At 66.7% G+C, this 26,232-nt stretch carries 25 protein-coding genes; 10 read left to right on the top strand and 15 right to left on the bottom strand.

The window, feature by feature from the left end; all coding sequences use genetic code 11:
• The coding region (locus tag F3J10_RS23910) for an NTP transferase domain-containing protein (RefSeq protein ID WP_167243136.1) at window positions 1-228 on the top strand (228 nt) is incomplete at its 5' end.
• A gap of 48 nt (window positions 229-276) precedes the next feature.
• On the opposite strand, the gene F3J10_RS23915 is transcribed toward F3J10_RS23910, so the two are convergent.
• A complete protein-coding gene (locus F3J10_RS23915; protein WP_036056843.1) occupies window positions 277-1,230 on the bottom strand; it encodes an SMP-30/gluconolactonase/LRE family protein in 954 nt (317 codons plus the stop codon).
• A 191-nt stretch (window positions 1,231-1,421) separates the two neighbouring features.
• Window positions 1,422-2,543, bottom strand: a complete 1,122-nt coding sequence (locus F3J10_RS23920) for a chitosanase (protein WP_167232315.1) — start codon at window positions 2,541-2,543, stop codon at window positions 1,422-1,424.
• A 569-nt stretch (window positions 2,544-3,112) separates the two neighbouring features.
• Here F3J10_RS23920 and F3J10_RS23925 point away from each other — a divergent pair.
• Both F3J10_RS23925 and F3J10_RS23930 read left to right on the top strand, forming a co-directional pair.
• Window positions 3,113-3,760: a DsbA family oxidoreductase gene (locus F3J10_RS23925; RefSeq protein ID WP_025101804.1), complete on the top strand. Its 648-nt coding sequence runs from the start codon at window positions 3,113-3,115 to the stop codon at window positions 3,758-3,760.
• Between the two features lie 139 nt (window positions 3,761-3,899).
• Entirely contained in the window at window positions 3,900-4,613 is a 714-nt protein-coding gene (locus F3J10_RS23930) for a GNAT family protein (RefSeq protein WP_166914203.1), read from the top strand.
• A 57-nt stretch (window positions 4,614-4,670) separates the two neighbouring features.
• Here F3J10_RS23930 and F3J10_RS23935 read toward each other — a convergent pair whose 3' ends face one another.
• Window positions 4,671-6,152: a HAMP domain-containing sensor histidine kinase gene (locus tag F3J10_RS23935; RefSeq protein ID WP_025101806.1), complete on the bottom strand. Its 1,482-nt coding sequence runs from the start codon at window positions 6,150-6,152 to the stop codon at window positions 4,671-4,673.
• A gap of 2 nt (window positions 6,153-6,154) precedes the next feature.
• Window positions 6,155-6,886: a response regulator transcription factor gene (locus F3J10_RS23940; protein WP_166914205.1), complete on the bottom strand. Its 732-nt coding sequence runs from the start codon at window positions 6,884-6,886 to the stop codon at window positions 6,155-6,157.
• A 310-nt stretch (window positions 6,887-7,196) separates the two neighbouring features.
• Here F3J10_RS23940 and msrB point away from each other — a divergent pair, with 310 nt between their 5' ends.
• Genes msrB through msrA form a run of 3 tightly spaced genes read left to right on the top strand, consistent with a single transcriptional unit; the run spans window position 7,197 to window position 10,682 of the window.
• Complete coding sequence (gene msrB / locus F3J10_RS23945; protein WP_025101807.1) at window positions 7,197-7,700, top strand: peptide-methionine (R)-S-oxide reductase MsrB; 504 nt, start codon at window positions 7,197-7,199, stop codon at window positions 7,698-7,700.
• A gap of 28 nt (window positions 7,701-7,728) precedes the next feature.
• Entirely contained in the window at window positions 7,729-9,882 is a 2,154-nt protein-coding gene (locus F3J10_RS23950) for a cytochrome c biogenesis protein DipZ (protein ID WP_167243137.1), read from the top strand.
• A 44-nt stretch (window positions 9,883-9,926) separates the two neighbouring features.
• On the top strand, window positions 9,927-10,682 hold the full coding sequence (gene msrA / locus F3J10_RS23955; RefSeq protein ID WP_036035095.1) for a peptide-methionine (S)-S-oxide reductase MsrA: 756 nt from the start codon (window positions 9,927-9,929) through the stop codon (window positions 10,680-10,682).
• Window positions 10,683-10,810: 128 nt separating this feature from the next.
• Here msrA and F3J10_RS23960 read toward each other — a convergent pair whose 3' ends face one another.
• Window positions 10,811-11,311 (bottom strand): methylated-DNA--[protein]-cysteine S-methyltransferase, encoded by a 501-nt coding sequence (locus tag F3J10_RS23960; RefSeq protein ID WP_025099211.1) that lies wholly within the window; start codon window positions 11,309-11,311, stop codon window positions 10,811-10,813.
• Window positions 11,312-11,543: 232 nt separating this feature from the next.
• Here F3J10_RS23960 and F3J10_RS23965 point away from each other — a divergent pair, with 232 nt between their 5' ends.
• A complete protein-coding gene (locus F3J10_RS23965; protein ID WP_013689736.1) occupies window positions 11,544-12,104 on the top strand; it encodes a DUF4337 domain-containing protein in 561 nt (186 codons plus the stop codon).
• 104 nt (window positions 12,105-12,208) lie between these two features.
• Here F3J10_RS23965 and F3J10_RS23970 read toward each other — a convergent pair whose 3' ends face one another.
• From F3J10_RS23970 to F3J10_RS23990, 5 genes are all read right to left on the bottom strand, one after another.
• Window positions 12,209-13,801: a DUF2235 domain-containing protein gene (locus F3J10_RS23970; protein ID WP_166914214.1), complete on the bottom strand. Its 1,593-nt coding sequence runs from the start codon at window positions 13,799-13,801 to the stop codon at window positions 12,209-12,211.
• A gap of 21 nt (window positions 13,802-13,822) precedes the next feature.
• Window positions 13,823-14,305, bottom strand: a complete 483-nt coding sequence (locus tag F3J10_RS23975; protein ID WP_166914216.1) for a hypothetical protein — start codon at window positions 14,303-14,305, stop codon at window positions 13,823-13,825.
• 105 nt (window positions 14,306-14,410) lie between these two features.
• Window positions 14,411-14,896: a DUF3304 domain-containing protein gene (locus F3J10_RS23980; protein ID WP_167243138.1), complete on the bottom strand. Its 486-nt coding sequence runs from the start codon at window positions 14,894-14,896 to the stop codon at window positions 14,411-14,413.
• Between the two features lie 30 nt (window positions 14,897-14,926).
• On the bottom strand, window positions 14,927-15,781 hold the full coding sequence (locus F3J10_RS23985) for a DUF4123 domain-containing protein (RefSeq protein WP_167243139.1): 855 nt from the start codon (window positions 15,779-15,781) through the stop codon (window positions 14,927-14,929).
• Entirely contained in the window at window positions 15,781-18,330 is a 2,550-nt protein-coding gene (locus F3J10_RS23990; RefSeq protein WP_167243140.1) for a type VI secretion system Vgr family protein, read from the bottom strand. The genes F3J10_RS23985 and F3J10_RS23990 overlap by 1 nt, the downstream gene beginning before the upstream one ends.
• A 399-nt stretch (window positions 18,331-18,729) precedes the next feature.
• On the opposite strand from F3J10_RS23990, the gene F3J10_RS23995 reads away from it, so the two are divergent.
• The 3 genes from F3J10_RS23995 (at window position 18,730) to F3J10_RS24005 (ending at window position 21,274) form a co-directional block, all read left to right on the top strand.
• The gene (locus tag F3J10_RS23995; protein WP_166914224.1) at window positions 18,730-19,464 is read left to right on the top strand and encodes an SDR family oxidoreductase; all 735 of its coding nucleotides are present in this window, start codon (window positions 18,730-18,732) and stop codon (window positions 19,462-19,464) included.
• 70 nt (window positions 19,465-19,534) lie between these two features.
• Entirely contained in the window at window positions 19,535-20,383 is an 849-nt protein-coding gene (locus F3J10_RS24000) for a fumarylacetoacetate hydrolase family protein (RefSeq protein WP_167243141.1), read from the top strand.
• Between the two features lie 147 nt (window positions 20,384-20,530).
• Entirely contained in the window at window positions 20,531-21,274 is a 744-nt protein-coding gene (locus F3J10_RS24005; protein ID WP_167243142.1) for a FadR/GntR family transcriptional regulator, read from the top strand.
• 96 nt (window positions 21,275-21,370) lie between these two features.
• Here the strand turns inward: F3J10_RS24005 and F3J10_RS24010 are convergent, their stop codons facing one another.
• The 5 genes from F3J10_RS24010 to F3J10_RS36340 all read right to left on the bottom strand — a co-directional run.
• Window positions 21,371-23,155 (bottom strand): IlvD/Edd family dehydratase, encoded by a 1,785-nt coding sequence (locus F3J10_RS24010; RefSeq protein ID WP_025099218.1) that lies wholly within the window; start codon window positions 23,153-23,155, stop codon window positions 21,371-21,373.
• A 269-nt stretch (window positions 23,156-23,424) separates the two neighbouring features.
• The gene (locus F3J10_RS24015) at window positions 23,425-23,736 is read right to left on the bottom strand and encodes a HigA family addiction module antitoxin (protein ID WP_025099219.1); all 312 of its coding nucleotides are present in this window, start codon (window positions 23,734-23,736) and stop codon (window positions 23,425-23,427) included.
• 44 nt (window positions 23,737-23,780) lie between these two features.
• Window positions 23,781-24,059 carry a type II toxin-antitoxin system RelE/ParE family toxin gene (locus F3J10_RS24020; RefSeq protein ID WP_025099220.1) on the bottom strand — a complete coding sequence of 93 codons (279 nt, stop codon included), beginning with the start codon at window positions 24,057-24,059 and terminating at the stop codon, window positions 23,781-23,783.
• A 172-nt stretch (window positions 24,060-24,231) separates the two neighbouring features.
• Window positions 24,232-25,290, bottom strand: a complete 1,059-nt coding sequence (locus tag F3J10_RS24025) for a LacI family DNA-binding transcriptional regulator (protein ID WP_240155697.1) — start codon at window positions 25,288-25,290, stop codon at window positions 24,232-24,234.
• Between the two features lie 518 nt (window positions 25,291-25,808).
• Window positions 25,809-26,232, bottom strand: a 424-nt coding sequence (locus F3J10_RS36340) for a LysR family transcriptional regulator (protein WP_240155698.1), incomplete at its 5' end; no start/stop codon positions are given.

Below are 26,232 nucleotides of genomic sequence, written 5' to 3' on the forward strand. Positions count from 1 at the left end.
GAGCTGGCGAGCGGGCGCAACACCATCGCCGCGCCCCATCACCAGGGCCGGCGCGGGCACCCGGTGGCGTTCGCGGCCGTGCATCGCGACGCGCTGGCCGCGCTCGACGGCGACACCGGCGCGCGCGCCCTGCTGCTCGCGCACGAGCTTGCCGAGGTCGAGGTCGACGATCCGGGCGTGCTGCGCGATGTCGATACACGCGACGATCTCGCCGGCGGCACCGTCTGAGCGGCGCGAGCCTCGACGGCTCGACGCCCGCAACCCGCTTGCCGCGCCTTATCCCCTGCGCAGCGGAAAACGCGCTTCCGGCAGCCCGCGATACGCAACGCTTGCCGTGAACACGCCGCCCGCATGCAGGTCCGCGCCCAAGGCGGCTTCGTCGAGCCCGGTGCGCGCGCTGGTGATGTAGAGCGTGCGCCAGCCCTCGCCGTCGCCGGATGCATCGCCGGCGCGCCCGGGCGCGGGCCCGAGCGCGGCGCAGCTCGGCTGCGCGGTCGGCACCGCGACGCGGTCGGTCTCCACGCCGTTCGCGTCGTAGCGCACCACGCGCGAGCCACCCCATTGCGCGTTCCAGAGCCCGCCCTCGGCGTCGACCGTCGAGCCGTCGGGATCGCCGCTCGCGTCGCTCAGGGCCACGAAGGGGCGCACCCGGGCGACCGGGCCGTCGGCGCGGTAGTCGCAGACCATGATCTGGCGCGCGAGCGAATCGCAGAAATACATGCGCGTGCCGTCGGGCGAGAAGGCGATGCTGTTGGCGATCGCGGCGGGCGGCAGCGCGAGCCGCTCGAGCGAGCGATCGGCATTGAGGCGGTAGAAGCCGGTCGAGGCCTCCAGCGGATCGTGCTCGTCCTTCATGCCGAACACGAAATTGCCGGCGCGGTCGCAGCGGCCGTCGTTCAGTCGCGAGCGCTCGCCCGGTTCGACCTCGACGATGCGCTCGAAGCGACCGTCGCGCAGGTCGAACAGCGCCAGGTGGGTGGCCAGCCCGACCAGCAGCACGTTGGCGTCGTCCGTCAGGCCGAAGCAGCCGAGCCGCTCGGGCATCGCCCAGCTTTCGGTTTCCGGCGTCGCGCCGCTGCGGTGGCGCCACAGCCGGGCGCCCTCGATATCGGTCCAGTAGAAGGCTTGCGCGAGTTCGCACCAGGTGGCGCATTCGCCGAGCGCGTGGCGGCCGTCGACCAGCAGGGTGGCGGTGGCGTTCGGGGCGGGCTGGGCAGTCGTGTCGGTCATCGGATTTCGGTCGGCTGGCGGTTGAGGATCGGCCGGCGCCATGTGCCGCCACCGTCCGCCGATGCGGCCGGGCGGCGCCGGCGCCGTTTCGCTCTGATACACGGTCCGGCCCGGAAATGCAAAAGCGCGTGCGAGGCGCCCAGATAGTGGGCGGGGCCGGCGCCGCTCGCGACGGCCGGCCCGCCCCGGACTTACTTCATCTTCCAGCTGGTCACCTTGACGATATCGGCGTCACAGTTCTTGAGGCTGGTGATGCCCTGGTTCATCAGGGTGCTCCACTGCTTCACGCGGTTCTTGCCGTTGGGCGGCTGGTTGAAGTCGTGCGTGTCGACCACCTTGGTGCGCTGCGCGTAGAAGCTCGTCATGAAGGTCTTCTCGTCGGTGCTGTTGCCCGAGCGCGAGAGCAGGCCTTGCAGCGTGTTGCTGCCGCCGTCGGCGCCCTGGTTCAAGGCCGTATCGACGAAGGAGCCGATCGTCAGTGCGCTGCCGAAGCCGCGCGACTGCGCCTGCTGCACGCTGTACTGGATGTAGACCGAGTAGAACGTGCGCCACATCGCCTCGCGCCAGGCCGCGTCGTTCTGCAAGCCCTTGACCTTGCCGCAGAACACCTTCTCGCTGTCGGTGATCTTCAGGATCGAACCCTGCATCGAGCCGTGCGCGCCGATCCGCGCCAGGCCGCCCTGCACCGAGGGATTGCTGGCGCCGCTGGCCGCGTCGTAGGCCTTGAACAGGGCCGGGCCGTCCGGGCCGCCGTCGTTCGGCCCGCCGGTGGTGGCGCCGAAGATGCCCATGGTGTAGCCGCGATCGTCGCCAATGTCCTCGCAGTAGCCGTAGAACTTGGTCCAGTCGAGCGAATCCTGCTCCGGCTTGTTGACCAGCTTCATGATGTTGTCCCACTGCTCGCCGTCCAGACCGGTGTTGTCCTTCAGGAATTGCAGCGTGGCGGGCGAGAAGTTGGCGTCGTGGTCGAGCGCCGCCTTGGTCAGCTTGGCCGGCTTGCAGGCCTCGCCGGCCACCCAGGGCTGGCCGCTGCCGGCCTCGCCGCTGGCCGTCGCGGGCGCGTTGCCCTGGCTGCGGTAGGCGGCCGTGTAGTCGCGGCCGTCGAAGCTGACCACGTTGCCGGCTTCGTAGATGCGCGATGCCGTCCAGGGCGAGCTGCAGATTTCGGGCGAGGCGGCGGCAGCGGCCGCTTGCGGGGCGCGGGCCGCGTGCACGGTGCGCGCCGAGGCGTCGGCCGCGGCCAGCGGCAGGGTCGCCATCACGGCCGCGCAGAGCGCGGCATGAATCCAGCGTTTCGTCGAGACGATTTTCATAATGAAATTCTCCGGTTGATTATTTTCGACAGATAAACGAACCACGCGAGTTGCTTCATTGTTTTATGCACCGCTCAATCGTTCTCACCGAAGTCGATTTACCTGAAATCCAGACAAAACGGTCCCCCTTGCGCGGCGATTCAAAATCGGCGCACAAACGATTCGGCATGGCGGAATGATGCGGAAAGCAGGCGGCGCAAGGCCGTCCCGCCCGGCCAGGCTGGCCGGATACAGCGTCTTTTTGTGATGACCTGAAACTTGGCGTTCGACTCGATCGGCCGGGTGGCGGTCGATCGGGATGCAAGGCCGGGAAATCCGCGATAACGAATTTCCTGGCGAATTCTAATTAAGCATCTTTCATATTACAAATTATTTTTGGAATCCTTTTCCGAAACGCGGATATGTGACGAAGCCGTGTCATTCGGCACGAATTCAAGGCTCGCCATCGCCGCCTGAATCGCCTTGCCGAACAGGGTTGCGCCCCGCTACCGCCACGGCGGCCGTCAGCAGCGCCGGCCGATTCGCGCTACCCTGTCCGGCCCATTGCATGCCTCGCAGGCGCCACCATCATGTCCCAAGCCCTGACCATCGATTTCGTCTCCGACATCGCCTGCCCCTGGTGCGCGGTCGGCCTGTCCTCGCTGCTGCTCGCGCTCGAGCGGATCGGCGACGCCGCCGAGGTGCAGATCCGCATGCACCCGTTCGAACTGAACCCGGACATGAAGCCGGAAGGCGAATCGATCGTCGCCTACCTCGGCAGGAAATACGGCCGCACGCCCGAGCAGATCGCCGAGACGCAGGCCATGCTGCGCGAGCGCGGCGCCAGCGTCGGTTTCGATTTCGGCACGCGCGAGCATGTCTACAACACCTTCGACGCGCATCGCCTGCTGCACTGGGCCGGCCTGGAAGGCAAGCAGTTGCCGCTCAAGCTCGCGCTGCTGCGCGCCTATCACGGCGAAGGCAAGCCGACCAACGATCACGCGGTGCTGGCGGCGATCGCGCAATCGGTCGGCCTGGACGCGGATCGCGCGCGCGAGGTGCTGGCCAGCGGCGCCTATGCCGACGAGGTGCGCGCCGCCGAAGCCGAAGCGCAGCAGCAGGGCATCCACTCGGTGCCCTCGATCATCTTCAACCAGCGCTACCTGGTGACGGGCGGCCAGCCGGTCGAGGCCTTCGAAGGCGCGATCCGCCAGATCCTGGCCGAACCGGCGGCCTGAAGCCGCGCCGGGAAACCTCGACGAGACGATGCCGGGCCGCCGTCGTGGCTCCATCGTCCGCCGCCTCGCTGGACCTTTCCAACGGGCCACGGCGGCTCTAGAGTAGGCGCTTTCCCGCCCGCCCTCGTCCGGAGTCCCGATGTCCACCCGCACCAACGAATACGGCCAACCGATCGGCGCTCCCGTCGACGGCTGGACCCCTCGCCCGCTGCCCGCCGCCGTCACGCTGGAGGGCCGCCATTGCCGCCTGGAGCCGCTCGACGCGGCGCGCCACGCCGACGCGCTGGCCGAGGCCTACCTGTCGGCGCGGGACGGCAGCGACTGGACCTACCTGACGGTCGGCCCGTTCACGAGCGCCGAGGACTATCGCGCCCATGTCGAGAAGGCCGAGCGCAGCACCGATCCGCGCCACTACGCCGTGATCGACCGCGCCAGCGGCCGCGCGGTCGGCACGCTGGCGCTGATGCGGCAGGATCCGGCGCATGGCGTGATCGAGGTGGGCCACGTGACCTTCTCGCCGAAGCTCAAGCAGACGCCGCTGTCGACCGAGGCGCAGTACCTGCTGATGGCCCATGTGTTCGAGCAGCTCGGCTACCGCCGCTACGAGTGGAAATGCGACAGCCTCAACGCGCCGTCGCGACGCGCGGCCGAGCGGCTCGGCTTCCGTTTCGAGGGGATCTTCCGGCAGGCGATCGTCTACAAGGAGCGCAGCCGCGATACGGCCTGGTTCTCGATCATCGACAGCGAATGGCCGACGCTGCGGGAGGCCTTCGAGGCCTGGCTGGCGCCGGAGAATTTCGACGCCGAGGGGCGCCAGCGCCGCTCGCTCGTGGAACTGCGCGAAGCGCGGTGAAGCGGCGGCGGGCGATCGGCGCCGCTCGCATCGCGCGATGCGAGCGACCGGCCCGCCCTAGCGCCCCGCGGCCGGCAGCGAGAAGCTGAACGCCGCCCCGCCGCGCGGCTCGTCGAGCAGCCGCGCCTCGCTGCCGTGCAGTTGCAGCATGCGCTGCACCAGCAGCAATCCCAGCCCGCCGCGATGCGCGTCGCCGGGCGCCTCCCACGATCCCACCGGGCGCCGGAACAGGTGCTCGCGCAGGGCCGCCGGCACGCCGGGCCCGGTGTCGCGCACGGTGACGGTGACCTCGCCTTCGCGCGAGGCCAGCTCGACGGCCACGTGGCCGCCCTTGGGCGTGTGCCGCAAGGCGTTGTCGAGCAGGTTGGTCAGCACCCGCTCGATCATGCCGAGATCGGCATGGATGTTCGGCAAGCGCGGCTCGATGCGCGCGTCGAGCGTCACCTCGCGCGCCTTGGCGCTCAGCTCGAACTTGGCGAACACGTCCTGCACCAGGTCGGCCAGCGAGCCGTCCTCCAGCGCCGGCTGCACCAGGCCCGATTCGAGCCGCGCCAGCTCGAACAGCGCGCGCGCCAGGCGCCCCACCTTCTCGCTCTGCACCAGCGCCACCGACAGGTAGCGCTCGCGCTCGGCCGTCTCCAGCGTGCCGTCCTTCAGCGCCAGCGTCTCCAGGTAGCCGTGCAGCGAGGTCAGCGGCGTGCGCAGGTCGTGCGAGAGATTCGCCACCAGCTCGCGCCGCTGCAAGTCCTGCTGCTTGAGCTCGCGCCATTGCTCGCCGATGCGCGCGGCCATCTGCTCGAAGGTGGTCTCCAGCACGGCGATCTCGTCGCGCGCGCCGGCCGCCGAGGAATGCGGCAGCGAGGGTTGCGCGTCGGGCTCGCCGTTGGCGTCGAAGCGGCGCATCGCGTCGGCGAAGCGGCGCAGCGGCCGCGTGATCAGCCCGAACGCGGTGAGGCCCGCCAGCAGCCCGAGCAGCGCCACCAGCGCGATCGACCAGAGCGTGGTGCGCAGCACCGAGCTGGCGGCTACCCGCGCGGCCAGCTCGTCGTGCGCCTCGCCCAGCAGCACCACGTAGATGTAGCCCGAGGGCGCGTGCCCCGGCAGTTGCAGCGGCGCGGCGCTGAACACCTTGCGCGCGTCGAGGCTGCGCGGGTCGTCACCGAGGATCGGCAGCGGCTGGCCCGCCAGGAAGCGCTTGACCGGGGCGAGATCGACACGATCGCGCTTGACGCGGCCGGGCGGCGCGTCGTCGCCGCGGATGCGCCCGGCATTGTCGAGCAGGTAGACCTCGACGCTCGGATTGACGCCCATCAGCTGGCCGAACAGCTTGCGCACCGCGTCGGGCCGCAGGCCGTTGTCGTCGAGCAGCGAGGCGCTCAGCGCGATATGGCCGGCCAGGTCGCGCGACAGGCGCTGCACCACCTCCTTCTCGTGCATGTCGCTGGCGCGGATCTGGATCCAGGCCGAGGCGCCGCAGCAGGCCAGCAGCAGCACCGAGAACACCAGCGCCAGGCGCTGGGTCAGGCTCAGGCGGCGCATGCTCAGACGTCCTTGCCGGCTTCGGCCGGGCCCGGCGCGACCAGCTTGTAGCCGCGCCCCCAGACGGTCAGGATCCGCGCCGGCTGGGCCGGATCGGCCTCGATCTTGGCGCGCAGCCGGTTGATGTGGGTATTCACGGTGTGTTCGTAGCCTTCGTGCTGGTAGCCCCATACGGCATTGAGCAGGTCGGTGCGCGAGAAGGCCTTGCCGGGATGGCGGGCGAAGTGGTACAGCAGGTCGAATTCGCGCGGCGTCAGGTCGATCGCCGCGCCGTCCACCGCCGCCTCGCGCGTGAGCGGATCGAGCGTGAGGCCGCCCACGTCGACGCGCCCCGCCTCCGAGCGCGTGTCGCGCGACAGCGCCTCGACGCGCCGCAGCAGCGCCTTCACGCGCGCCACCAGCTCCAGCATCGAGAACGGCTTGGCGAGGTAGTCGTCGGCGCCCAGTTCGAGGCCGAGGATCCGGTGCACCTCGCTCGAGCGCGCGCTGATGATGATGATCGGCGTGTAGCGCTCCATCGCGCGCGCCCGGCGGCAGATTTCCAGGCCGTCGACGCCGGGCAGCATCAGGTCCAGGATCAGCGCGTCCCAGTTGCCCTGCTCGAGGCGGCGCAGGCCGTCGTCGCCATTGGCGCAGTGCACCACCTCGTAGCGCTCGTCGCGCAGGTGCAGCGCGAGCACCTCGGCGATATCGGCATCGTCTTCGACGATCAGGATGCGTTTCTGTGGGTCCATACGCGTCAGGAAAGGGGCCAGGCCAGCCACGGGGCGCCGCCAGGGGCAGCGCCGGGCACGGCCGATGCGGCTGCCCGAAGGGGCGCGGGCCGCCGTCACGACGATTCTCCGCGATCCGCGCCGGCGAGTCGTCACGGTTTCGTGAACATTCGCGGCGCCGGGCCGAGCCCTTGCCGCGGGTCTTACATTCGGGCCACAACAAGGCCCGCCCGCCGAATTATCACGAAAACTTTAACTTTCCGTGAGGACTTCGCGACCGCCGCGTCCTTACTCTGTGCGGCATCAACCCTTGGTCCGACAGGAGTCCACCATGACCAGCCGCCGACGTTTCCTGCTGACCGGCGCCGCCTTCGCCGGCGCCGTGGCCGCGCTCACGCGCAACGGCGTATTCGCGCAACAGCCCCCGAAGCCGGCCGCGCCGGCCGAGCTGGTGCTGTCCGACGCCGAATGGCGCAAGCGTCTCACGCCCGCACAATACACGGTCCTGCGCGAGGCGGGAACCGAACGCCCGTACAGCAACCCGCTCAACGACGAGCACCGCTCGGGGACCTTCTCCTGCGCCGGCTGCGGGATCTCGCTGTTTTCCTCGAAGACCAAGTTCGACAGCGGCACCGGCTGGCCGAGCTTCTGGGCGCCGCTCGACCACGCGGTGACGACCGATACCGACACCTCGTTCGGCGTGATCCGCACCGAGGTGCGCTGCCGCCGCTGCGCCGGCCACCTCGGCCACGTGTTCGACGACGGCCCCAAGCCGACCGGCCTGCGCTACTGCATGAACGGCACGGCCATGACGTTCCGTCCGTCCTCGGCCTGAGCGCCGCCCTTCCTTCAAGGACCACGCCATGCTGCTCCTCATCCTCGCCTATCTCGGCGGCGTGCTCACCATCGTGAGCCCCTGCATCCTGCCGGTGCTGCCCTTCGTGTTCGCCCGCGCGGACCGCCCGTTCCTGCGCAACGGCTTGCCGCTGCTGGTCGGCATGGCCGTGACCTTCGCGGCGGTGGCCACGCTGGCCGCCGTGGGCGGCGGCTGGATCGCCCAGGCCAACCAGGCGGGGCGCTGGATCGCCATCGCGCTGGTCGGCGTGTTCGGCCTGACCCTGCTGTTCCCGCGCCTGGCCGAACACCTGACGCGGCCGCTGGTCGAGCTCGGCAACCGCCTGAGCGGCGTGGCCTCGAACGCCGAGCAGGACGGGCGCGGCAGCATCGGCCCCTCGCTGCTGCTGGGCGTGGCCACCGGCCTGCTGTGGGCGCCCTGCGCCGGCCCGATCCTGGGCCTGGTGCTGACCGGCGCGGCACTGCGCGGCGCCAGCGTGGGCACCACCCTGCTGCTGGTGGCCTACGCGGCCGGCGCGGCCACCTCGCTGGCGGCCGCCCTGCTGATCGGCGGCAAGCTGTTCGCGGCGATGAAGCGCTCGCTGGGCGCCGGCGAATGGGTTCGGCGCGGGCTGGGCGTGGCGATGCTGGCCGGGGTCGGCGCGATCGCGCTCGGGCTCGATACCGGCGTGCTGACCCAGGTCTCGACGATCGCCACGGGCGGGCTCGAGCAGTCGCTGGTCGACCGCTTCGCGCCGCGCGGCAATGCCATGCACGGCAACGCTCCCGCCGACGCGAACGGGCCGGCCATGATGGCGGCCAACGGCAATGCGAATGGTGGCGACGCGGCGGGCGGTGGCGGCCCGTCGATGATGGCCGCCGGTGACGCGATGCGCGCCGCCGCCAACCACGGCGACGCGGGCAACGGCAACGCCATGATGGCTGCCGGTGACGCGATGCGCGCCGCCGCCAACCACGGCGACGCGGGCAACGGCAACGCCATGATGGCCGCCGGCGACGCGATGCGCGCCGCCGCCAACCACGGCGACGCGGGCAACGGCAACGCCATGATGGCCGCCGGTGACGCGATGCGCGCCGCCGCCAACGGCGCCAGCCCCAGCGCCGACAACGGCAACGCGATGATGTCCGCCGCCACGCAATCGGCCCGCCAGAACGCGGCGATGCTGCGCGTCTCCACGCCGGCCCTGCCCGTCGAGGGCGATGCGCCGTCGCTGGCGGGCGCCACCGAGTGGCTGAACTCGCCGCCGCTCACCAACGCCTCGCTGCGCGGCAAGGTGGTGCTGGTCGACTTCTGGACCTACTCCTGCATCAACTGCCTGCGCACCCTGCCCTACGTGAAGGCCTGGGCCCGCAAGTACCGCAACGACGGGCTGGTGGTGATCGGCGTGCACGCGCCCGAGTTCGCCTTCGAGCGCGACATCGGCAACGTGAAGAAGGCCACGCACGACCTCGGCGTGACCTACCCCGTCGCGATCGACAACGGCTACTCGATCTGGCGCGCCTTCAACAACGAGTACTGGCCGGCGCACTACTTCATCGACGCGCAGGGCCGGGTCCGCTACCACCACTTCGGCGAGGGCGACTATGTGCAATCCGAACGCGCAATCCAGCAACTGCTCGTCGAGGCCGGCCACCCGGACGCGGCCCAGGTCCCGCTCGGCATCGACGGCCCGGCGGCCAGCGGCGCGCAAGCCGCCGCGGACAACGCCGACATGCGTTCGCCGGAAACCTATGTAGGCTACGCGCGCGCCGAGAACTTCAGCTCGCCGGGCGGCCAGTTGCACGACCGCGAACACGACTACGCGTCTCCCGCACAGCCGGGCCTGGACGACTGGGGCCTGGCCGGCGCCTGGACCGTGGCCGAGCAGCAGGCCACGCTGGCCAAGCCGGGCGGCCGGATCGTCTACCGCTTCCATGCCCGCGACCTGCACCTGGTGCTCGGCCCGGGCAAGAACGGCGCGCCGGTGCGCTTTCGCGTGACGATCGACGGCACCGCGCCGGGCGCCTCGCATGGCGCCGACGTGAACGCCGACGGCGTCGGCACGGTGACCGGCCAGCGTCTCTACCAGTTGATCCGCCAGTCCGGCCCGATCGTCGACCACACTTTCTCGATCGAATTCCTCGACCCGGGCGTGCAGGCCTTCGCCTTCACCTTCGGTTGAACACGATGCCCAAACCGAACCGATTTCCGCAAGGAGTCCAGACCATGAACAGCAAGCAACGCTCATCCTCCCCCGCCGGCGCGCCGCGCGCGCGGCTGCGCCTGATCACGCGCATCGTCGGCAGCATCGCCGCGATCGGCGCGGTGACGGCGGTCGCCTTCGGCTGGCAGCCGGCCGCGCTGGCCGAGAACGTCAAGCCGCTGCCGATGCCCACGCTCGACGAGAAACCCGGCGCGAGCCATACCGAGACCGCGGTGTTCTCGGGCGGCTGCTTCTGGGGCGTGCAAGGCGTGTTCGAACACGTGGCCGGCGTCAAGCAGGTGGCCGCCGGCTACGCGGGCGGCGCGGCCTCGACGGCGCAATACGAAACCGTCAGCGAAGGCGATACGGGACATGCCGAATCGGTGCGGATCGTCTACGACCCGACCCAGATCAGCTATGGCCGGCTGCTGCAGATCTTCTTCTCGGTGGCGCACGATCCGACCGAGTTGAACCGCCAGGGGCCCGACAGCGGCACCCAGTACCGCTCGGCGATCTTCCCGGTCGACGCGCAGCAGCAGTCGATCGCGACGGCCTACATCGCCCAGCTCGGCAACGCGCATACCTTCTCCTCGCCGATCGTCACCAAGATCGAGATGGGCAAGAGCTTCTATCCGGCCGAGGGGTATCACCAGGACTTCCTGGTCAATCATCCCGACTATCCGTACATCGTGATCAACGACCTGCCGAAGGTGGCGGCGCTGAAGACGCAGTATCCGAAGTGGTATGTGAATACGCCGGTGCTCTACGCGAAGAACTGAGGCGGCGCGCGGCGTCGAAGCAAAACGGCCTGACGGGGCAGCACCTCGTCAGGCCGTTTTTTTGCGTGGAGGATCAGCCGGAAACGCGACCTTCGCGTCGGCTGCGTCGGTTCTGCCTGTCGATCGCGTCAGAACAGCATCGGCTGGCGCGCGTTGGATTCCAGCGCGAGCAGCGCGGCCTTCTTGTCCTTGCCGCCGGCGAAGCCGGTCAGGTCGCCCGAGGTGCCGATCACGCGATGGCAAGGCGCCACGATCGACAGCGGATTGCGGCCGTTGGCGGCGCCCACCGCGCGCGTCGCCTTGTGGTTGCCGACCTGCACGGCGATGTCGCGATAGCTACGCGTCTCGCCGAAGGGAATCGTCAGCAAGGCGTTCCAGACGCGCTTCTGGAATTCGGTGCCGTGGAATTCGATGTCGAGTGCGAAATCGGTGCGCTGGCCGGCGAAGTATTCGCGCAACTGGCGTGCCGTCTCGACCAGCACCGGGTGCTCGTCGTCGTCGCGCATCGGGCCGAGCTTCACGCGCGTGGGCCGGTCGTTCTCCCAGAGGATTGCGACCAGCTTGTCGTCGCGCGCGACCAGGGTCAGCTCGCCGACCGGCGACGGGATCCGTTTACATACCTGAGACATGGGCTTTCTCCTGTCCTGCTTGATACCAACCGCGCCAGTGTAGCGGCAAACGCACGGCGAGGCCTGCCCGGATCTTGCGCTTGAATTCGGTCGATGCATCGATACATTCGTGGACCGGCGAATCGATATGTGACCCGCCCCGCGAGCCTGCCATAATGGCCGGCCCCAAAACACGCGCTCGCCCAGGCGGCGCGAGGCTTTCAACGCTTACACCGACGCACCGAGACTCACCATGTCGCACGAACACGCTCCCCACGATCACGCCGTCGAACACGCCGCCCGCTCGGGCGATCCGCTCTCCCGCTGGGTAGCGGTCTTCACCGCCATCCTCGCCGCGCTGGCCAGCCTGCTGCACTACGAGGAAGGCGTGCTGCAGACCCAGGCATTGATGTACAAGAACGACGCCGTCCTGCTGCAGAGCCAGGCCAGCGATCAATGGAACCTCTACCAGGCGCAGTCGAACAAGGGGCACATGATGGAAGTCGCGGCCGAACTGGCCGGCCCGGAAAAGCAGGCGCGCTTCCGCGAGCAGATCGACAAGTACAACGCGCGCAAGAAGGACATTTCGGACAAGGCCAAGGATCTCGAACGGCAGGTCGACGAGGCCAATCGCAAGTCGGCCAGCAAGGAACATCCGCAGCATATGTTCGGGCAGGCGCTGGCCTTGATCAGCGCGGCGATCTCGCTGGCGGCGATCACCTCGCTGACGGGCAGCCGGCGGCTGTTCATGTTCGTCGGGCTGGCGGGGTTGGCGGGGGTTGCGGTTTCGGTGGCGGCGTTTTTGAATATCTAGGTGCGAGGCTGGTCGTGTCATCGGCGGCTTTGCGCCGACGGTTCGAATTCACGCATCGAGAAGGTAAGCTCGCGGCTTTGCCGCCAGCTTGGCGCGGAGCGTTTTCAAGCGACAGCCGCGTCGTCGGGTGAGATGGGATCGTTTTGCGCCATGTAGCGTGTCCCGTCGCAATAAATTCCACGTTGATCCCACAGGGCACACGGCCAGGACGTGAAGGCGGCAACCGATTCGTGGATGTGTTCCGCCAATAGCTGATCTACCGCCAGGGGTATCGTGCCGGCCTTGTCCCAAGCCGCCAGGATCATTTTTTCGTAGGGGCGCAACTCGCGCGGCTGCGGAGGATATGAGCGATTGCCGGCTCGCGGCTCGATCGGATTGCGAAGGAATTCGATATGCCGCTCCAGTCGTCGCTGCTCGCGTAAAAGCTGCTTCGCCTGTTCTTCCGGGTTCTTCGGGACGTCATATACCCATTCGTTCGGCTGGCAGGCTGGGTAGTCTTCGTCTGATCCGGCCGGAATGGCGGAGCAGAATGCGGCTCCGACCTTTTCGTATAGGTGACCCAGCACACGTTCGTCCGCCTGGTGGCGAGCCAGAATGCTGCGCCACCGGAAATTCAGATAACGATGAGGTTGGATCAAGGATTCGAGGTCACTGCCGGGTGCTGCGGGGAGCGCGGCCATGTAGTCGTTGTAGAGAGTCACGACGGGCGCGTCGTCGGCTAGCTCGAAATCTTGCTCAAGACTGCTAGGCATCTCGTCGAGAGACATTAACGGAACCCCTGCCCGCAATGCCTCTATGAACATGTGCCGTAGCGAGATGAACGAAAGATCCTTATCACGCCCCTGCTCGTCTGGTGCATAGCCCCCTCCAACGTCAGAATGCACGCCTGGATACACGATCTCTTCGCAATTGTTCTGATAAGAGGTATCTACGCGAACCGAGTCGAGTGGAAACGCTCGCCGTACTTCATGTGCCGCAACATAATGTACGCATCGCTCCACTTCTGCGGGAATGGCGAGTTCTGACGCCCAATCGAGGTGAAGCGCGGGACCACCAACCGAGGCAACCGTATCAAAAATCCCCATGAAATTGATACGCAATGGCACGCGTACAAGGTTCGGTGCCAGCCAATACAATCCTCCGTCTTCCTTCAGACATTTTTGTGTCACCAAACCACGCGCGAAGGCCCGAGCCTCCGTTGCTCCCCGAGAAAATCCGAAAATTGCCACGGTGATTTCTCGCATATGCCTCCATGAACCTGGGCCGAATTCGACTTCCAGTATCCGAGAAAATTCTCCAAGCGCAAATTTAATACGGAGATCACCGCCCGCGCCAAGCCCGAGTCCGAACACTCCTCCATCATCATCCTTGAGGTGATCCGTATAGCCGACCACTTTTTCAAACCTAAATGGAGTACCCACGCCCGGAAGGTAAATCGGTTTCGCTTCATACCGACGTCGGACCACGGCAGCCTGGAAGAGCTTGGCGATATTAGAATGCTTGTTTATTGGCTGGTCACGCTCCAGATTATTGTTCGTACCATCGAAGAAAAACGATAGAGAAGGATACAGTCGACATGCGATTGCATCCGTCTGATTTCGAGGCTGCTGCCACACGATACGTTTCGCGGCACCGTCTATCGAGGCTCGCTTGATATCTTCATCCGTTGCAGGCATACCTGATTGTCGCACTGACATGGCCTTTCCTCTTCGAGATCGCTATTTATTCATACAACCCGATCGTGTTGGCGAAAATGCGAGTGCGGCGCTATCACGGCCTCGCAAAATGACACACAGGTAAGCATCTGATTTATGCCAATCCGGGTCTTGATGCGGCCCCCCTGAAGGAAAACCAGTTTGGACACTATGTCTTTCTTCAGGAACTGTTACGGCCTTGGTGACCGGGTCCTTTATCGCATCCCAAACCCACGTCACAGTAACTGGCTTACTCCAGTCCTGTACTCCCGGAAAACAACAGGCTGCTGCGGCGCCACCGTCTTCGGGGCCGACAATCCCCGCCCAGTATTTATCGACATAAACCTTCACTGCCCAGCGATCAACATGATTAGCGAGCACCATCGATAAGGCCCCGCCGCCAGATCCGACATAGTCAGGCATGGCGTTGGATCCCGCACAAGCGGTCAGCGTAAAAACGGCGGCACCGAACGTAAGCCCCAAACGCCAGAATCTTTTCAAGATCATCTTGTGTATTCCTACCGGTCAATGCCGTGATTAAATTTGCCGCACATCGTTTTCTGGTGCCCCTGCGTGCCGAAAAGCCATGATTGGCCCTCTACCTCTAGCGGCTCACTTGCTCATGCAACCCGATCTACTGGACGAAAATTCCAAGGCAGCCGTATTGCGGTCTCGCAATATGACGCAAAGATAAGCATCCGTTTTATGCCAATCAGGATCCTGATGCGGACCGCCGACTGGAAAATTTACCTGAACACCGTGTTTTTCGTCCTGCTTAGTCACGGCACCCGTCTTGGAATCCTCTTCGCGCCCCCACTCCCATGTCACGGTGACGGGTTCGCTCCAACTCTTCATGTCAGGAAAGCAGCAGGCGGCTTTTGAGCCCCCTGCATGTGCACTCACATCACCCGCCCAGTACTTATCAACAAAAATATTCACGGCATACCGATCGGTATGATTAGCCGGCACCATCGCGAGCGCTTGCCCACCACCAACAAGGGGTTTATCAGCCGTGCCATTGGATCCCGCACAAGCGGCCAGCGTAAAAGCAGCAGCGCCAACCACAAAGCCCAACCGCGGAAACCTATCCAAGATCATCTTGCGTATTCCTACCGACCAATACCGCATTCACGTTTGCCGCCCATCGCTCGTCGGCGCCATCAACCGCCTCAACAAAACCGCGCCCTCAGGGGACTCATCGAACGCCTCCCCATGTCGCGCAGCCAGCGCACAGTATTCCACCTGCATCCCGAGCCCTTCGATACCAAATCGTCGCGCACGCTCGATCTGGCGACACACGAATCCGTAACGCTCCCGCTCCGGGATCGCGGCAAACGTCGACGAATCGCGTTCGTTGAGATGCAACAGCAAATTATCCGGAACACTCGCCTCGATCAGGTCATCGACCTGCGCCTGTTCCAACCTGAACGGCGGCCGAAGCGCCACCGACTCCGCAAGCACCTCATCCTGCCTCCAATCGATCTGACGCAGCCTCCCATGACGATCCCAATACCACCAACGCAGCACCGGCGCGAAAAACGCCTGACGCTGCGCCTCGGATAGCACCGGCCCCTTCACGAACAGATCATCGTCTTCCGACGACCCCGCCAGCGTCGCAAGAATCGACGGATCCCAGCAGGCGAGCACGATAGGCGTGTCATCCGGCAGGTGGACCCGCAGCAGCGGTTTCAGATGTGCCTCGAGCTCCACCAGCGACAAGGGCGAGGCAATCACCATCGCACAGGGCGACGCCGGCCCATGCAGTCCGAGCCATTCACAAGCGGCTTCGAAACGATCAAGCGGAATATGGACAAGATGTGGCGACACGGCCTGCACATCGGATCCGCCCTCCATCAGGCAGACGACCTCATCCGGCCTATCCGACAACGCGCCGGGCAGCCGCTCATTGTGCAAAGGCGCGGCAAGCACATACAGCCTTGCCGCCAGATCGCGCGCTTCCTCAAACACGGTTCGCAGCTCCATCACGCCTCCTGCGTGACGAAGGCACTGCGGGCAGCAGCCTGCTTCATCATGCACGGCACACAAACCGCATCAGGCGGCATCGGCATCGAATACGGCATGCGGGCAGGCCCGCTGAAGGCATGCGTCCCGCCCTTCACGTCGATCTTGCCCGGCGCATGGATTTCGATATTGCCGCCCGCCAGCCGGATGTAGGCACCACCCGACGTCAGCAGGATCTCCCGCTCCGCGGCCACCTCGATCGTCTCGGTCGCCGCCAGGACCTTCACCGTCTTCCGGGCCGTCAACTCGACATTGTCCGCATGCGCCTGGATCTCGACCTTGCCCTTCCCCGCGAACAACTTCATGCCGGCGTTCTGCACGAACAGGCTGATCCGGTCCGCGACACCGGCGATCAACGACTTGCCGGCAGCCACATGCACGCCCTGCCCGCTCACCATGTTGATATGCCGCTCGGCAGCCAGATGCGCCGACTGCTGCGTCGACATCGCGATGCCCGCCGGGCTGGCCATCAACATCACGGGCTGCTTGAAGGCATTCGCGTTACCCATGCCGCCTCCAACCGTTCGGCCGCCCGAAGCGTTGCCGGCTACCGTGTCCTGGGTGGCATCGGTGTACTGCTTCAGCGCATCATGGCCCGCGGCCAGGCTGTCGGCTTGATGGGCCTCGCTCGCCTGCGACAGCGCCTCGATCAAGCTCTCCGCGCTCACCAACTGTTGCTGCGCCTCGCGCACATCGAGAGGCTGACTGCCGGCGCTCTTGGCATGCGTGCCCAGATACAGTCCACGCGCGGCCCGCACCGCGCCATGGCTATCCGTGCGCAGGTCGAATCCGGAGCCCAGGTATTCGCCGCGCGCGTTGCCCGCCTGCTGGATCAGATACCCGAGATGCAGTTGCGAGTTGCCCTGGCTGCTGTACAACTGCACACGGTTCTGGCCGGTCGCGTCATCGAGCACGAGCTGGTTGTAACCGCTGCCGCCATATTCCTTAGAGCGATAGCCGGACAGGATGCCGTTCGAATGCCATTGCGGCTGCGTCGCGCCGTTGTAGACCCGAGCGACCGCAACGGGCCGATCGCAATCGCCGCCCACGTAGTCGATCAGAACCTCCTCGCCGACACGAGGAGGATGAACCGCGCCATACCCCCCGCCCGTATCCGACTGCACGACACGCACCCAGCACGACGCACCGGCATCGCCCGGATTGCGGCGATCCCACACGAAACGCACCTTGATGCGATTGAGTTGGTCGGTATGGACTTCCTCGCCGCGCGGCCCGACGACAATCGCCGTCTCCAGATGCGTGACGGGCTTGCGATGTTCGAACGGGCTGCGGAACGGCACGCTGCTGCGCTGGGCTTCGATCCAGATTCGGTAGTAGCCGCTCGCCCCGTCGAAATGCGGCACGACGAACGTATCGTTCGATTCACCCGCGCGTGCCTCATCGATCGAGGCCTGCAGATCCTGCGGAAAGCGCGCGCCGCCGGCCGCCCCAGGGAGGTTGTTCGCGATCAGCCACTTCACCTCGATCACGGCGAATTCGCGCTGATTCGCCGGATCCCGGTCGTGCTCGGGATGATCCAGCAGCGTGAAGCGTCGGCCGGCGTCGATCGCCCGCAAACCGCCCTCGCCCGCGAAACGCTTGGCGCGCGATTCCCATTCCTCCATCCGGATCCGCGTGAGCGCGTCGCCGCGCGCCTGCTCCAGGTAGCGATACGCGCCCGTGTATTCATAAACCTCGGCCTGCGCCGGCAGCGCGCCCTGATTCGCCTGCGTCGGCAGGTTCGTGCCTTTGGGATTGACGGCGGGCGCCGGACGTTTGTAGTCGAAGGTTCGGGTCGTGTACGAGGTGCTTTGCAGCGTGCGGCTGCCCGACCATTGAGTCAGCGCGTCCGCCTCGCTCCGCGTATCGGCTCGGTAAAAACGCACGATGTCGGCGGGGGCAAGCGCCGTCAGTCGATCGGTGACGACCAGCGTATGCGAGCGCCCATCCGCCGCCTGCTCCCAGAAGCCGTAAAGCCCTTCGTCCTCGAGCAGGCGATGCACGAAATTCCAGTCGCTCTCGTCCTGGCGGCAGAACGAACGCGGCGGCAGCGCCTCGACAAGATCGAAGCGAAACGCGCCTCGCGCCTGGGGATGCTGGTTGAACACATCGGCGACGATATCGTCGGCCGGGCGATCCCGCCAGATCCGCTGGTCGCGACGAAACTTCAGGAAGTGCATCCAGGAGGCGAAACCGAGCTGGTAGCTGCTCAGCCCGCCGTCGGCACCAAGCCGTCGCGCCGTATGAACGTAGCCATGATGCGGTCGATACGATTTGTCCGATTGCTGGATCCAGAGCGTGACCGGCTGGGCAATCAAGGCCTTGAGTTCGAGCGTGTCGTCGCGAGACGCGACGTCGACCGTGAATTCGAAATGCCGCCCCAGCCGCGCCGATCCGCTCGCGCGCAGCGGCAGCAGGACCGTGGCCTCCAACGGAGAATCCAGCTTCAGCAGGCGATCCTGCTGAAGCCAGCCGCGGCTGATGCCTTGCGCCCATTGATGCGCGTCCATCGCTAAACCCTTCTGTTTTATTCGCTCTTGTCATGTCGATGGAGTGCTCCATCCGACGCTCGGGCGCAATTTTATGAAGCTGGTCGCGGAGGGACGTTAATCAGCGTCAGGTTGGCCGTGCCTCCGCGCTGTTATTACGCAGCCCGAATGGCAGACCAGAAAAATATATCTTTACGGCCGATCCATTCAATCGACAAAACGCGGCACCCACACTCTTTCACCTGAAGAAGCGTGCAACATGGAAGAAAATAACCATTAATTTCAACAAAATACAGCCACAAGGGAAAACCCGCAGCCGCTCCCCCTCGTCATCCGCCCGATTCCCCGTTAAGATCGCATCTGGCCCACTGGTCCGGCCAATTTCATCCGGACCGCAACCGGATACGCACAGGAGACACGATGAGACTGGAAGGCAAGGTGGCCGTCGTCACGGCCGCGGGCGCGGGGATCGGACAGGCGGCGGTGCTGGCGCTGGCGCGCGAGGGTGCGCAGGTCTGGGCGACCGACGTCAAGCCCGAGTTGCTGAAGTCGTTCGAGGGCGTCGCCAACGTGCAGACCGCGCCGCTCGACGTGATGAACCGCGCCGCGATCGACGGCTTCTTCGCCGGCCTGCCGCGCGTGGACGTGCTGTTCAACTGCGCCGGCTTCGTCCACAACGGCACCATCCTCGAGGCCAGCGATGAGGATTGGGACTTCGCCTTCGATCTCAACGTGCGCTCGATGTTCTGGACCATCCGCGCCGCCCTGCCCGCCATGCTGAAGAACGGCGGCGGCAGCATCGTCAACATGGCCAGCGTGGCGAGCAGCATCCGCGGCCTGCCGAACCGCTTCGTCTACGGCACCTCGAAGGCGGCCGTGATCGGCCTGACCAAGGCGGTGGCCGCCGACTACGTGCTCAAGGGCATCCGCTGCAACGCGATCTCGCCGGGCACGGTCGACACGCCCTCGCTGCAGCAGCGCATCAACGCCTACGAAGACCCGGTCGCCGCGCGCGCCGCCTTCGTGGCGCGCCAGCCGATGGGCCGCATCGCGCGCGCCGACGAGATCGCGCCGATCGTCACCTTCCTCGCCAGCGACGATGCAGCCTTCGTCACCGGCCAGACCTACTCGGTCGACGGCGGCATGACGATCTGAGCCGCGCTCGCGCCGATACGAAACCGCATTTCCCTTCCGTCTTCACCGGATTCACCAGGAGCCTCACCTCATGAAACTCGCCCGTTATGGCCAGCCCGGCAGCGAAAAGCCGGCCCTCGTCGATCAGGACGGCAAGCTGCGCGACCTGAGCGGCGTCATCGCCGACATCACGCCCGCCACGCTCGACGAAGCCTCGCTCGCCAAGCTGCGCGCGCTCGACGTCGCGTCGCTGCCGCTGGTCGAAGGCACGCCGCGCCATGGCTGCCCCGTCAACGGCGTCGGCAAGTTCCTCGCGATCGGCCTGAACTACTCCGACCACGCCGCCGAAACCGGCCAGCCGGTGCCCAAGGAGCCGGTGGTGTTCACCAAGGCGATCTCGTGCATCCAGGGGCCGAACGACCCGATCATGCTGCCGCGCGGCTCCGAGAAGACCGATTGGGAAGTCGAGCTGGGCATCGTGATCGGCAGCGTGACGCGCTATGTCCAGCGCGAGCAGGCGCTCCAGCACGTGGCCGGCTACGTCACCATCAACGACGTCAGCGAGCGCCACTTCCAGCTCGAACGCACGCCGCAATGGGACAAGGGCAAGGGCTGCGATACCTTCGGCCCGATCGGCCCGTGGCTGGTCACGCGCGACGAGGTGCCGAACGTGCAGGCCCTGTCGATGTGGCTCGAAGTGAACGGCAAGCGCGTGCAGAACGGCAACACCAGCACCATGATCTTCGACGTGGCCGAGATCGTCAGCCACCTGAGCCAGTTCATGACGCTGATGCCCGGCGACGTGATCACCACCGGCACGCCGCCCGGCGTCGGCATGGGCATGAAGCCGCCGCAGTTCCTGCGCGCCGGCGACGTGGTCAAGCTCGGCATCGAGGGCCTCGGCGAGCAGCAGCAGACGGTGGTGCCGTTCAAGCTGTAAGCGGCGGCCTCGCGCCCTGCCTCGATGCGCGACGCCCGGCGTCGGCCCGCCAGCGGCCGGCGCCGGGCGTTGTCCTATAATGTGCGCCCCGCGCCCACCGGCGCGGGCCGCTCCTCTCAATCCGCCGGCCAACCCGTCGAGCTCGCCATGCCCTTCCAGCCGATCGAAACGAAACGGCTCTACAGCCAGATCGCCGCGCAGATCACCGAACTGATCGACGCCGGCGAATTCATCGTCGGCGAGCGGCTGCCGGCCGAACGCGATCTCAGCGCGCGGCTCGGCGTGAGCCGTTCCTCGCTGCGCGAGGCGCTGATCGCGCTGGAGATCGAAGGCAGCATCGAGGTGCGCAGCGGCTCGGGGATTTTCGTCAAGCAGCGCGGCAAGCCGGCGGCCGCCGCGGCGACGGCCGATGCAACGAACGCCGCCGACGCGGCGAACCCGGCCGCCGCGCCGCGCATGCACGCGGTCTCGCCGTTCGACGTGATTCGCGCGCGTGCCTACCTGGAGCCCGAGATCGCGATCCAGGCCGTGCGCCACGCCTCCGACGCGCAGATCGAGACCGTGCTGGCGCGCCTGGAGAAGCTGCGCGCCGGCAAGGTCGGCGACCCGCAACTCAACGAATACGATCGACAGTTCCACCTGAGCCTGGCCGAGGCCTCGGGCAACAGCGCCTACGTGGTGCTGCTCGACCAGCTTTGGATCCATCGCACCACACCGCTCTACATGACGCTCGAACAGCACTTCTTCAGCACGCAGTGGTGGGCCGAGTCGATGGACGAGCACGAGGAGATCTACGCTGCGCTCAACGAACGCGACGTGCGCCGCATCAGCCTCGCGATGGGCCTGCACATGCAGCATGCCGAGCAGCGGCTGGCGGGGCAGTTCAAGTAAGCGGCGGCGGCGGCGTCTCGACGCGAACCGAGCGACACGAACAACAACGCCGACGGTGCAACACCGTCGGCGTTTTTGCTTGCCTTGCGCGATTGCTCAGTGCGAATGCCGCGGGTTGCCGCGCGTCTCCACCACCTTCAGGTACAGCGTGGCCGGCTCCAGGCAGCCGCCCGTCGACAACTGCCCCACCGTCTGCCGATAAAGCTCCTGCCACGGCGTCTGCGCCGGCGGGATCTTGAACTCGGCGGTCTCGCGACGACGCGCCAGCTCGCCATCGTCGACCAGCACATCCACCTTGCGCGCGTTCAGGTCGACGCGGATCCGGTCGCCCGTGCGCAGCAGCGCGAGCCCGCCGCCGACGGCCGCCTCGGGCGACATGTTGAGGATCGAGGGGCTGGCCGAGGTACCGCTCTGGCGGCCATCGCCCAGCGTCGGCAGCGAGGTGATGCCCTCGCGCACCAGCGAGACCGGCGGCGCCATGTTGACCACCTCGGCGCTGCCCGGGTAACCGACCGTGCCCGCGCCGCGGATCACAAGGATGCAGTGCTGGTCGATCTCCAGCGACGGATCGTTGATGCGCGCGTGGTAGTCCTCGGGGCCGTCGAACACGATCGCGCGCGCCTCGAAGGCGTTCTCCGAGCCCGGCTCGGCCAGGTAGGTCTGGCGGAAGGCCTCGCCCACCACCGACATCTTCATGATCGCGCTGTCGAAGAAGTTGCCCGACAGCACGATGAAGCCGGCGCCGTGCTTGAGCGGCGTCTCGGTGGTGCGGATCACGTCGCGGTCGTTGGTGGCCGAGCGATCGGCGATCTCGCCGATGGTGCCGCCCGACACGGTCAGGCAGTCGCGATGCACCAGGCCCGCCTTCGACAGCTCGTGGTACACGGCCGGCACGCCGCCGGCGCGGTGAAAGCTCTCGCCCAGGTATTCGCCGGCCGGCATGCAGTTGACGATCAGCGGCACCGATTCGCCGACGCGCTGCCAGTCGTCGAGCGACAGCTCCACGCCGACGTGCCGCGCGATCGCGATCAGGTGCGGCGGGCAGTTGCTCGAGGCGCCCAGCGCCGAGGCGATCACGATCGCGTTCTCGAAGGCCTGCTTGGTCATGATCTGCGAGGGACGCACGTCCTCGCGCACCAGGTCGCAGATGCGCTTGCCGGTGACATAGGCCATCTGGCCGCGCTCGCGATAGGCGGCGGGGATGCTCGCGCAACCCGGCAGGGACATGCCGAGCGCCTCGGCCAGGCTGTTCATCGACAGCGCGGTGCCCATCGTGTTGCAGTGGCCGATCGAGGGCGAGGACGCGGTGGTCAGCTCCATGAAGCCTTCGTAGTCGATCTCGCCGGTCGCCAGCAGGTTGCGCGCATGCCAGATCACCGTGCCGGAGCCGACGCGCTGGCCGTTGTGCCAGCCGTCCAGCATCGGGCCGCCCGACAGCACGATGGCCGGCAGGTCGACGGTGGCGGCCGCCATCAGGCAGGCCGGGGTGGTCTTGTCGCAGCCGGTGGTCAGCACCACGCCGTCGAGCGGGAAGCCGTGCAGCACCTCCACCAGGCCGAGATAGGCCAGGTTGCGGTCGAGCGCGGCGGTGGGCCGGCGGCTCTGCTCGGCCAGCGGGTGCACCGGGAATTCCATCGGGATGCCGCCCGCGTCGCGGATGCCGGCCTTGACGCGCTCGGCCAGCGCGATGTGGTGGCGGTTGCAGGGCGCGAGATCGCTGCCGGTCTGCGCGATGCCGATGATCGGCCGGCCCGACTGGATTTCCTCGCGCGTGAGCCCGTAGTTCATGAAGCGCTCGACGTACAGCGCGGTCATGTCCGCATGCGACGGATCGTCGAACCATTCCTGGCTGCGCAGGCGTCGCTTGGTCTGTTGTGTCATCTCGTTCTCCATGTCCTGATCGTTCCGACGCCGCGGCCCGCCCTCGAGGCGTGTGCCCGCGCTACCCGCGGCCGTCTCCTCTGATTTGATGTCCCGGCACGGCAGGCGAGGCGTGACGCCCTGCCCGCTTCCCGCGCCATCCCTTGCGCAGTCGATTGGTTACCGGTAACCCGAAACGGATGGTAGCACGCCTTGCGGCGTGGAGCGAGTGCTTCGGGAGGGGGAAAACGAGGGGGGGCGTGCCGCGGCGGGCAGACCGCCTTGCCGCATCAAGCGAAGCTCAATTCACCCGGGGCGCGCTTCACTTTCTTCGGCGCATGCTTGCGTGCCTGCCAGAGGTCATAGTCCATTTGCATGCCCAGCCAGAGATCGGCGCGGCCGCCACGATCGACGCCGAGCCACTGCTCTATGCGCAGGGCCATTTCGGGCGAGATCCCGGCTCGCTCGTTCAATATCCGGGACAACTGCACACGCGAGACGCCAAGCTGCTCGGCAGCCTCGGTGACGGTCAGGTTCAATGCCGGCAGGATGTCTTCACGAAGAATTTCGGCAGGGTGCGGGGGGTTGAACATCTTGGACATGTTTTCGTACCTTGAATGAACGTAAACGCGAAACGGCTACACGCTCAGTGATAGTCGCGATAGTCGACCAGGATGGCGTCGTCTCCGTCGAACATGAAGGTCAATCTCCAGTTGCCGTTCACCTCGACCGCCCACGTGCCCGCCTCGTCGCCCTTCAGCGGATGCAGGCGCCATCCCGGCTGCCCCATGTCGTTTGGATTTTTTGCGCGGTTCAGTGCCGTCAACTGCCGCCGCAACTTGCTTTTATGCGTGGCTTGAATGCCTGCCGTGGAACCTGTTTCAAAAAAGTGTTCGATGCCCTTATGACGAAAGCTCTTGATCATGACGATTGCACACAGTGAGTGAATCCTCGGCCTGGAATTCGTTTAACCCACCGCTCGGAAGTATATCGTGTAACGACACTAGTTACAAACTAACCTCCGGCGACTCCTTGTTTAGCAAGGTTTTTTTCTTATCTCGACAACAAACAACTGATCCGAAAACCGCGCTGCGCCCTCAAGCGCTTTCGCGCTGCACCACCGAGAACCGCAGCTTCACGTGCCGGTACCCGGCCGCCAGCGCCGTGCCGTGCGCCATCGCGTCGAACAGCACCTCGCCGGTGCGCTGGCCGATGCCGTAGGCATCGACGCTGACGGTGGTGATGGTCGGATGCGAGCATTCGGCCACCTCGAAATCGCCGAAGCCGGCCACCGCGATGTCCTCGGGCACGCGCAGGCCGCGCCGATGGCACTGCATGATCGCGCCGAAGGCCGACATGTCGCTGACCGACATCACCGCGTCGGTGTCGGGCCAGCGCTCCAGCAGCGCGTCGAGCGCGGGGCCGCCGTGGGTCATGTTGGCCGGCGTGTCGCCGATCCGCACCACGCGCGGCTCGCCCAGCCCCAGCGCGCGCACCGCCGCGCGATAGCCCTTGAGCCGCTCCATGCCGCGCCGGTCGTTGTCGTTGGCGCCGCACAGGAAACCGATCCGGCGATAACCGCGCCCATGCAGGTAGACCACCATCTCGCGCGCCGCGCGCTGGTTCGAGAAACCCACCGCCGCGTCGATCGGCGCGCCGGGCAGGTCCCACATCTCGACGATCGGCACGCCCGCGCGCTTGAGCAGGGCGGTGGCGGCCTCGGTGTGGAACGCGCCGGTCAGCGCGATGGCACGCGGCTGGTAGCGCAGGAAGGAACGGATCAGCCGCTCCTCGCGCGCGATGTCGTAGCCGGTATCGCCGATCAGCAGTTGCAGGCCCCGGGGCTCCAGCGCGTTCGACAGCCCGCGCACGGTATCGGAGAAGTTCGAGCTGGCCAGCGAGGGCACGATCACCGCGACGAAATCGGAACGCCCCGAGGAAAGCGCCCCCGCCGCCGCGTCGGCCACGTAGCCGAGCGTGTCGACCGCGCGCAGCACGCGCTCGCGGGTGGCGGCCGCCACCACGCGATGGTTGGCCAGCACGCGCGACACGGTCATCTTCGAGACGCCGGCCAGCCTGGCCACGTCGGCCATGCGCGGCGGCCCCTCGAGACGGGTCGGCGGGGGTTTCGGTGCGCGTCGGCTGGCATTGCCCATCGATAGGAGTCCGGTATGTCCTGTCCGCCTGGCGGGGCGGGTTGAAAAGTGGGCGACATCATACGGGACTCAAAAGCGCCGTGGGCTGATCCGGATCGAAATCGCGCGAGAAATGCCGGGTGATGAAAAGGCCTGGACATCGATCGCATTCCTTATGGATCGCGGCCCGCACTCGAAAACGCGACGCCGGCGCCGCGCAAACGAACCAATCGGGAGCAGTGGAGAGAATCGTTGAGGATTCCAGGATCAATCGAGGCAGCGCGATGCGCTTCGCGCATCAATCGCGATCATTGATCCATCGCGCGGCGCAGCCGGCCTCGCACCGGCCGAGCGGGCCCGCGTCGCGCGCCGACAACAGTGTCGGCGGAGCATGCCGCCCGGGCCGAACAGCCCGCGCGGCCATGAAAAAACCCGGCGGCGGCAAGGCGCCGGGCCGGGTTCCACATATCGCAGCGTGCCGCCGCGCTGGCGAGCTCGCTGGGCAGCGCGGCGACCAACGCCGCCCTGCCCGCCCATCCTCAATCCCAGTGACGGTAACCGCGATGATGGCGGCCATGGCCGTGACGGCCGCGGTGGTAATCGTCGTCGTAGGAGTTCGAGCGCGAGACGTTGCCGCCCAGCGCCGCGCCGGCACCGCCGCCCAGGGCCGCGCCGACCAGGCCGCCCGAGCGTCGCTCGGCGAAGCCCGCGTTGGTGCGGATCGTCAGGGTGCGGGGGAGCGAGGCCAGGTCGAGGTCGGCGCCGGCGGGGCGCAGCACGGCAAGGGCTTCGTGCAGGGGGGCGCGGGTGCGTGAGCGGATCGCCTCGGCATGCGGGGTGAGCAGCAGCTGGCGCCCGGCGCGCACCAGCAGCGGGTCGCCGGTGGCCTCGCGCAGCGGCGTCAGCGTGCGGCTCATCGCCGAGGCGCTCAGGCCGAGCCGTCGCGCGGCGCCGGCCACGCTG

Source organism: Burkholderia sp. Cy-637 (assembly GCF_011753175.1).
Lineage (GTDB): Bacteria > Pseudomonadota > Gammaproteobacteria > Burkholderiales > Burkholderiaceae > Burkholderia > Burkholderia gladioli.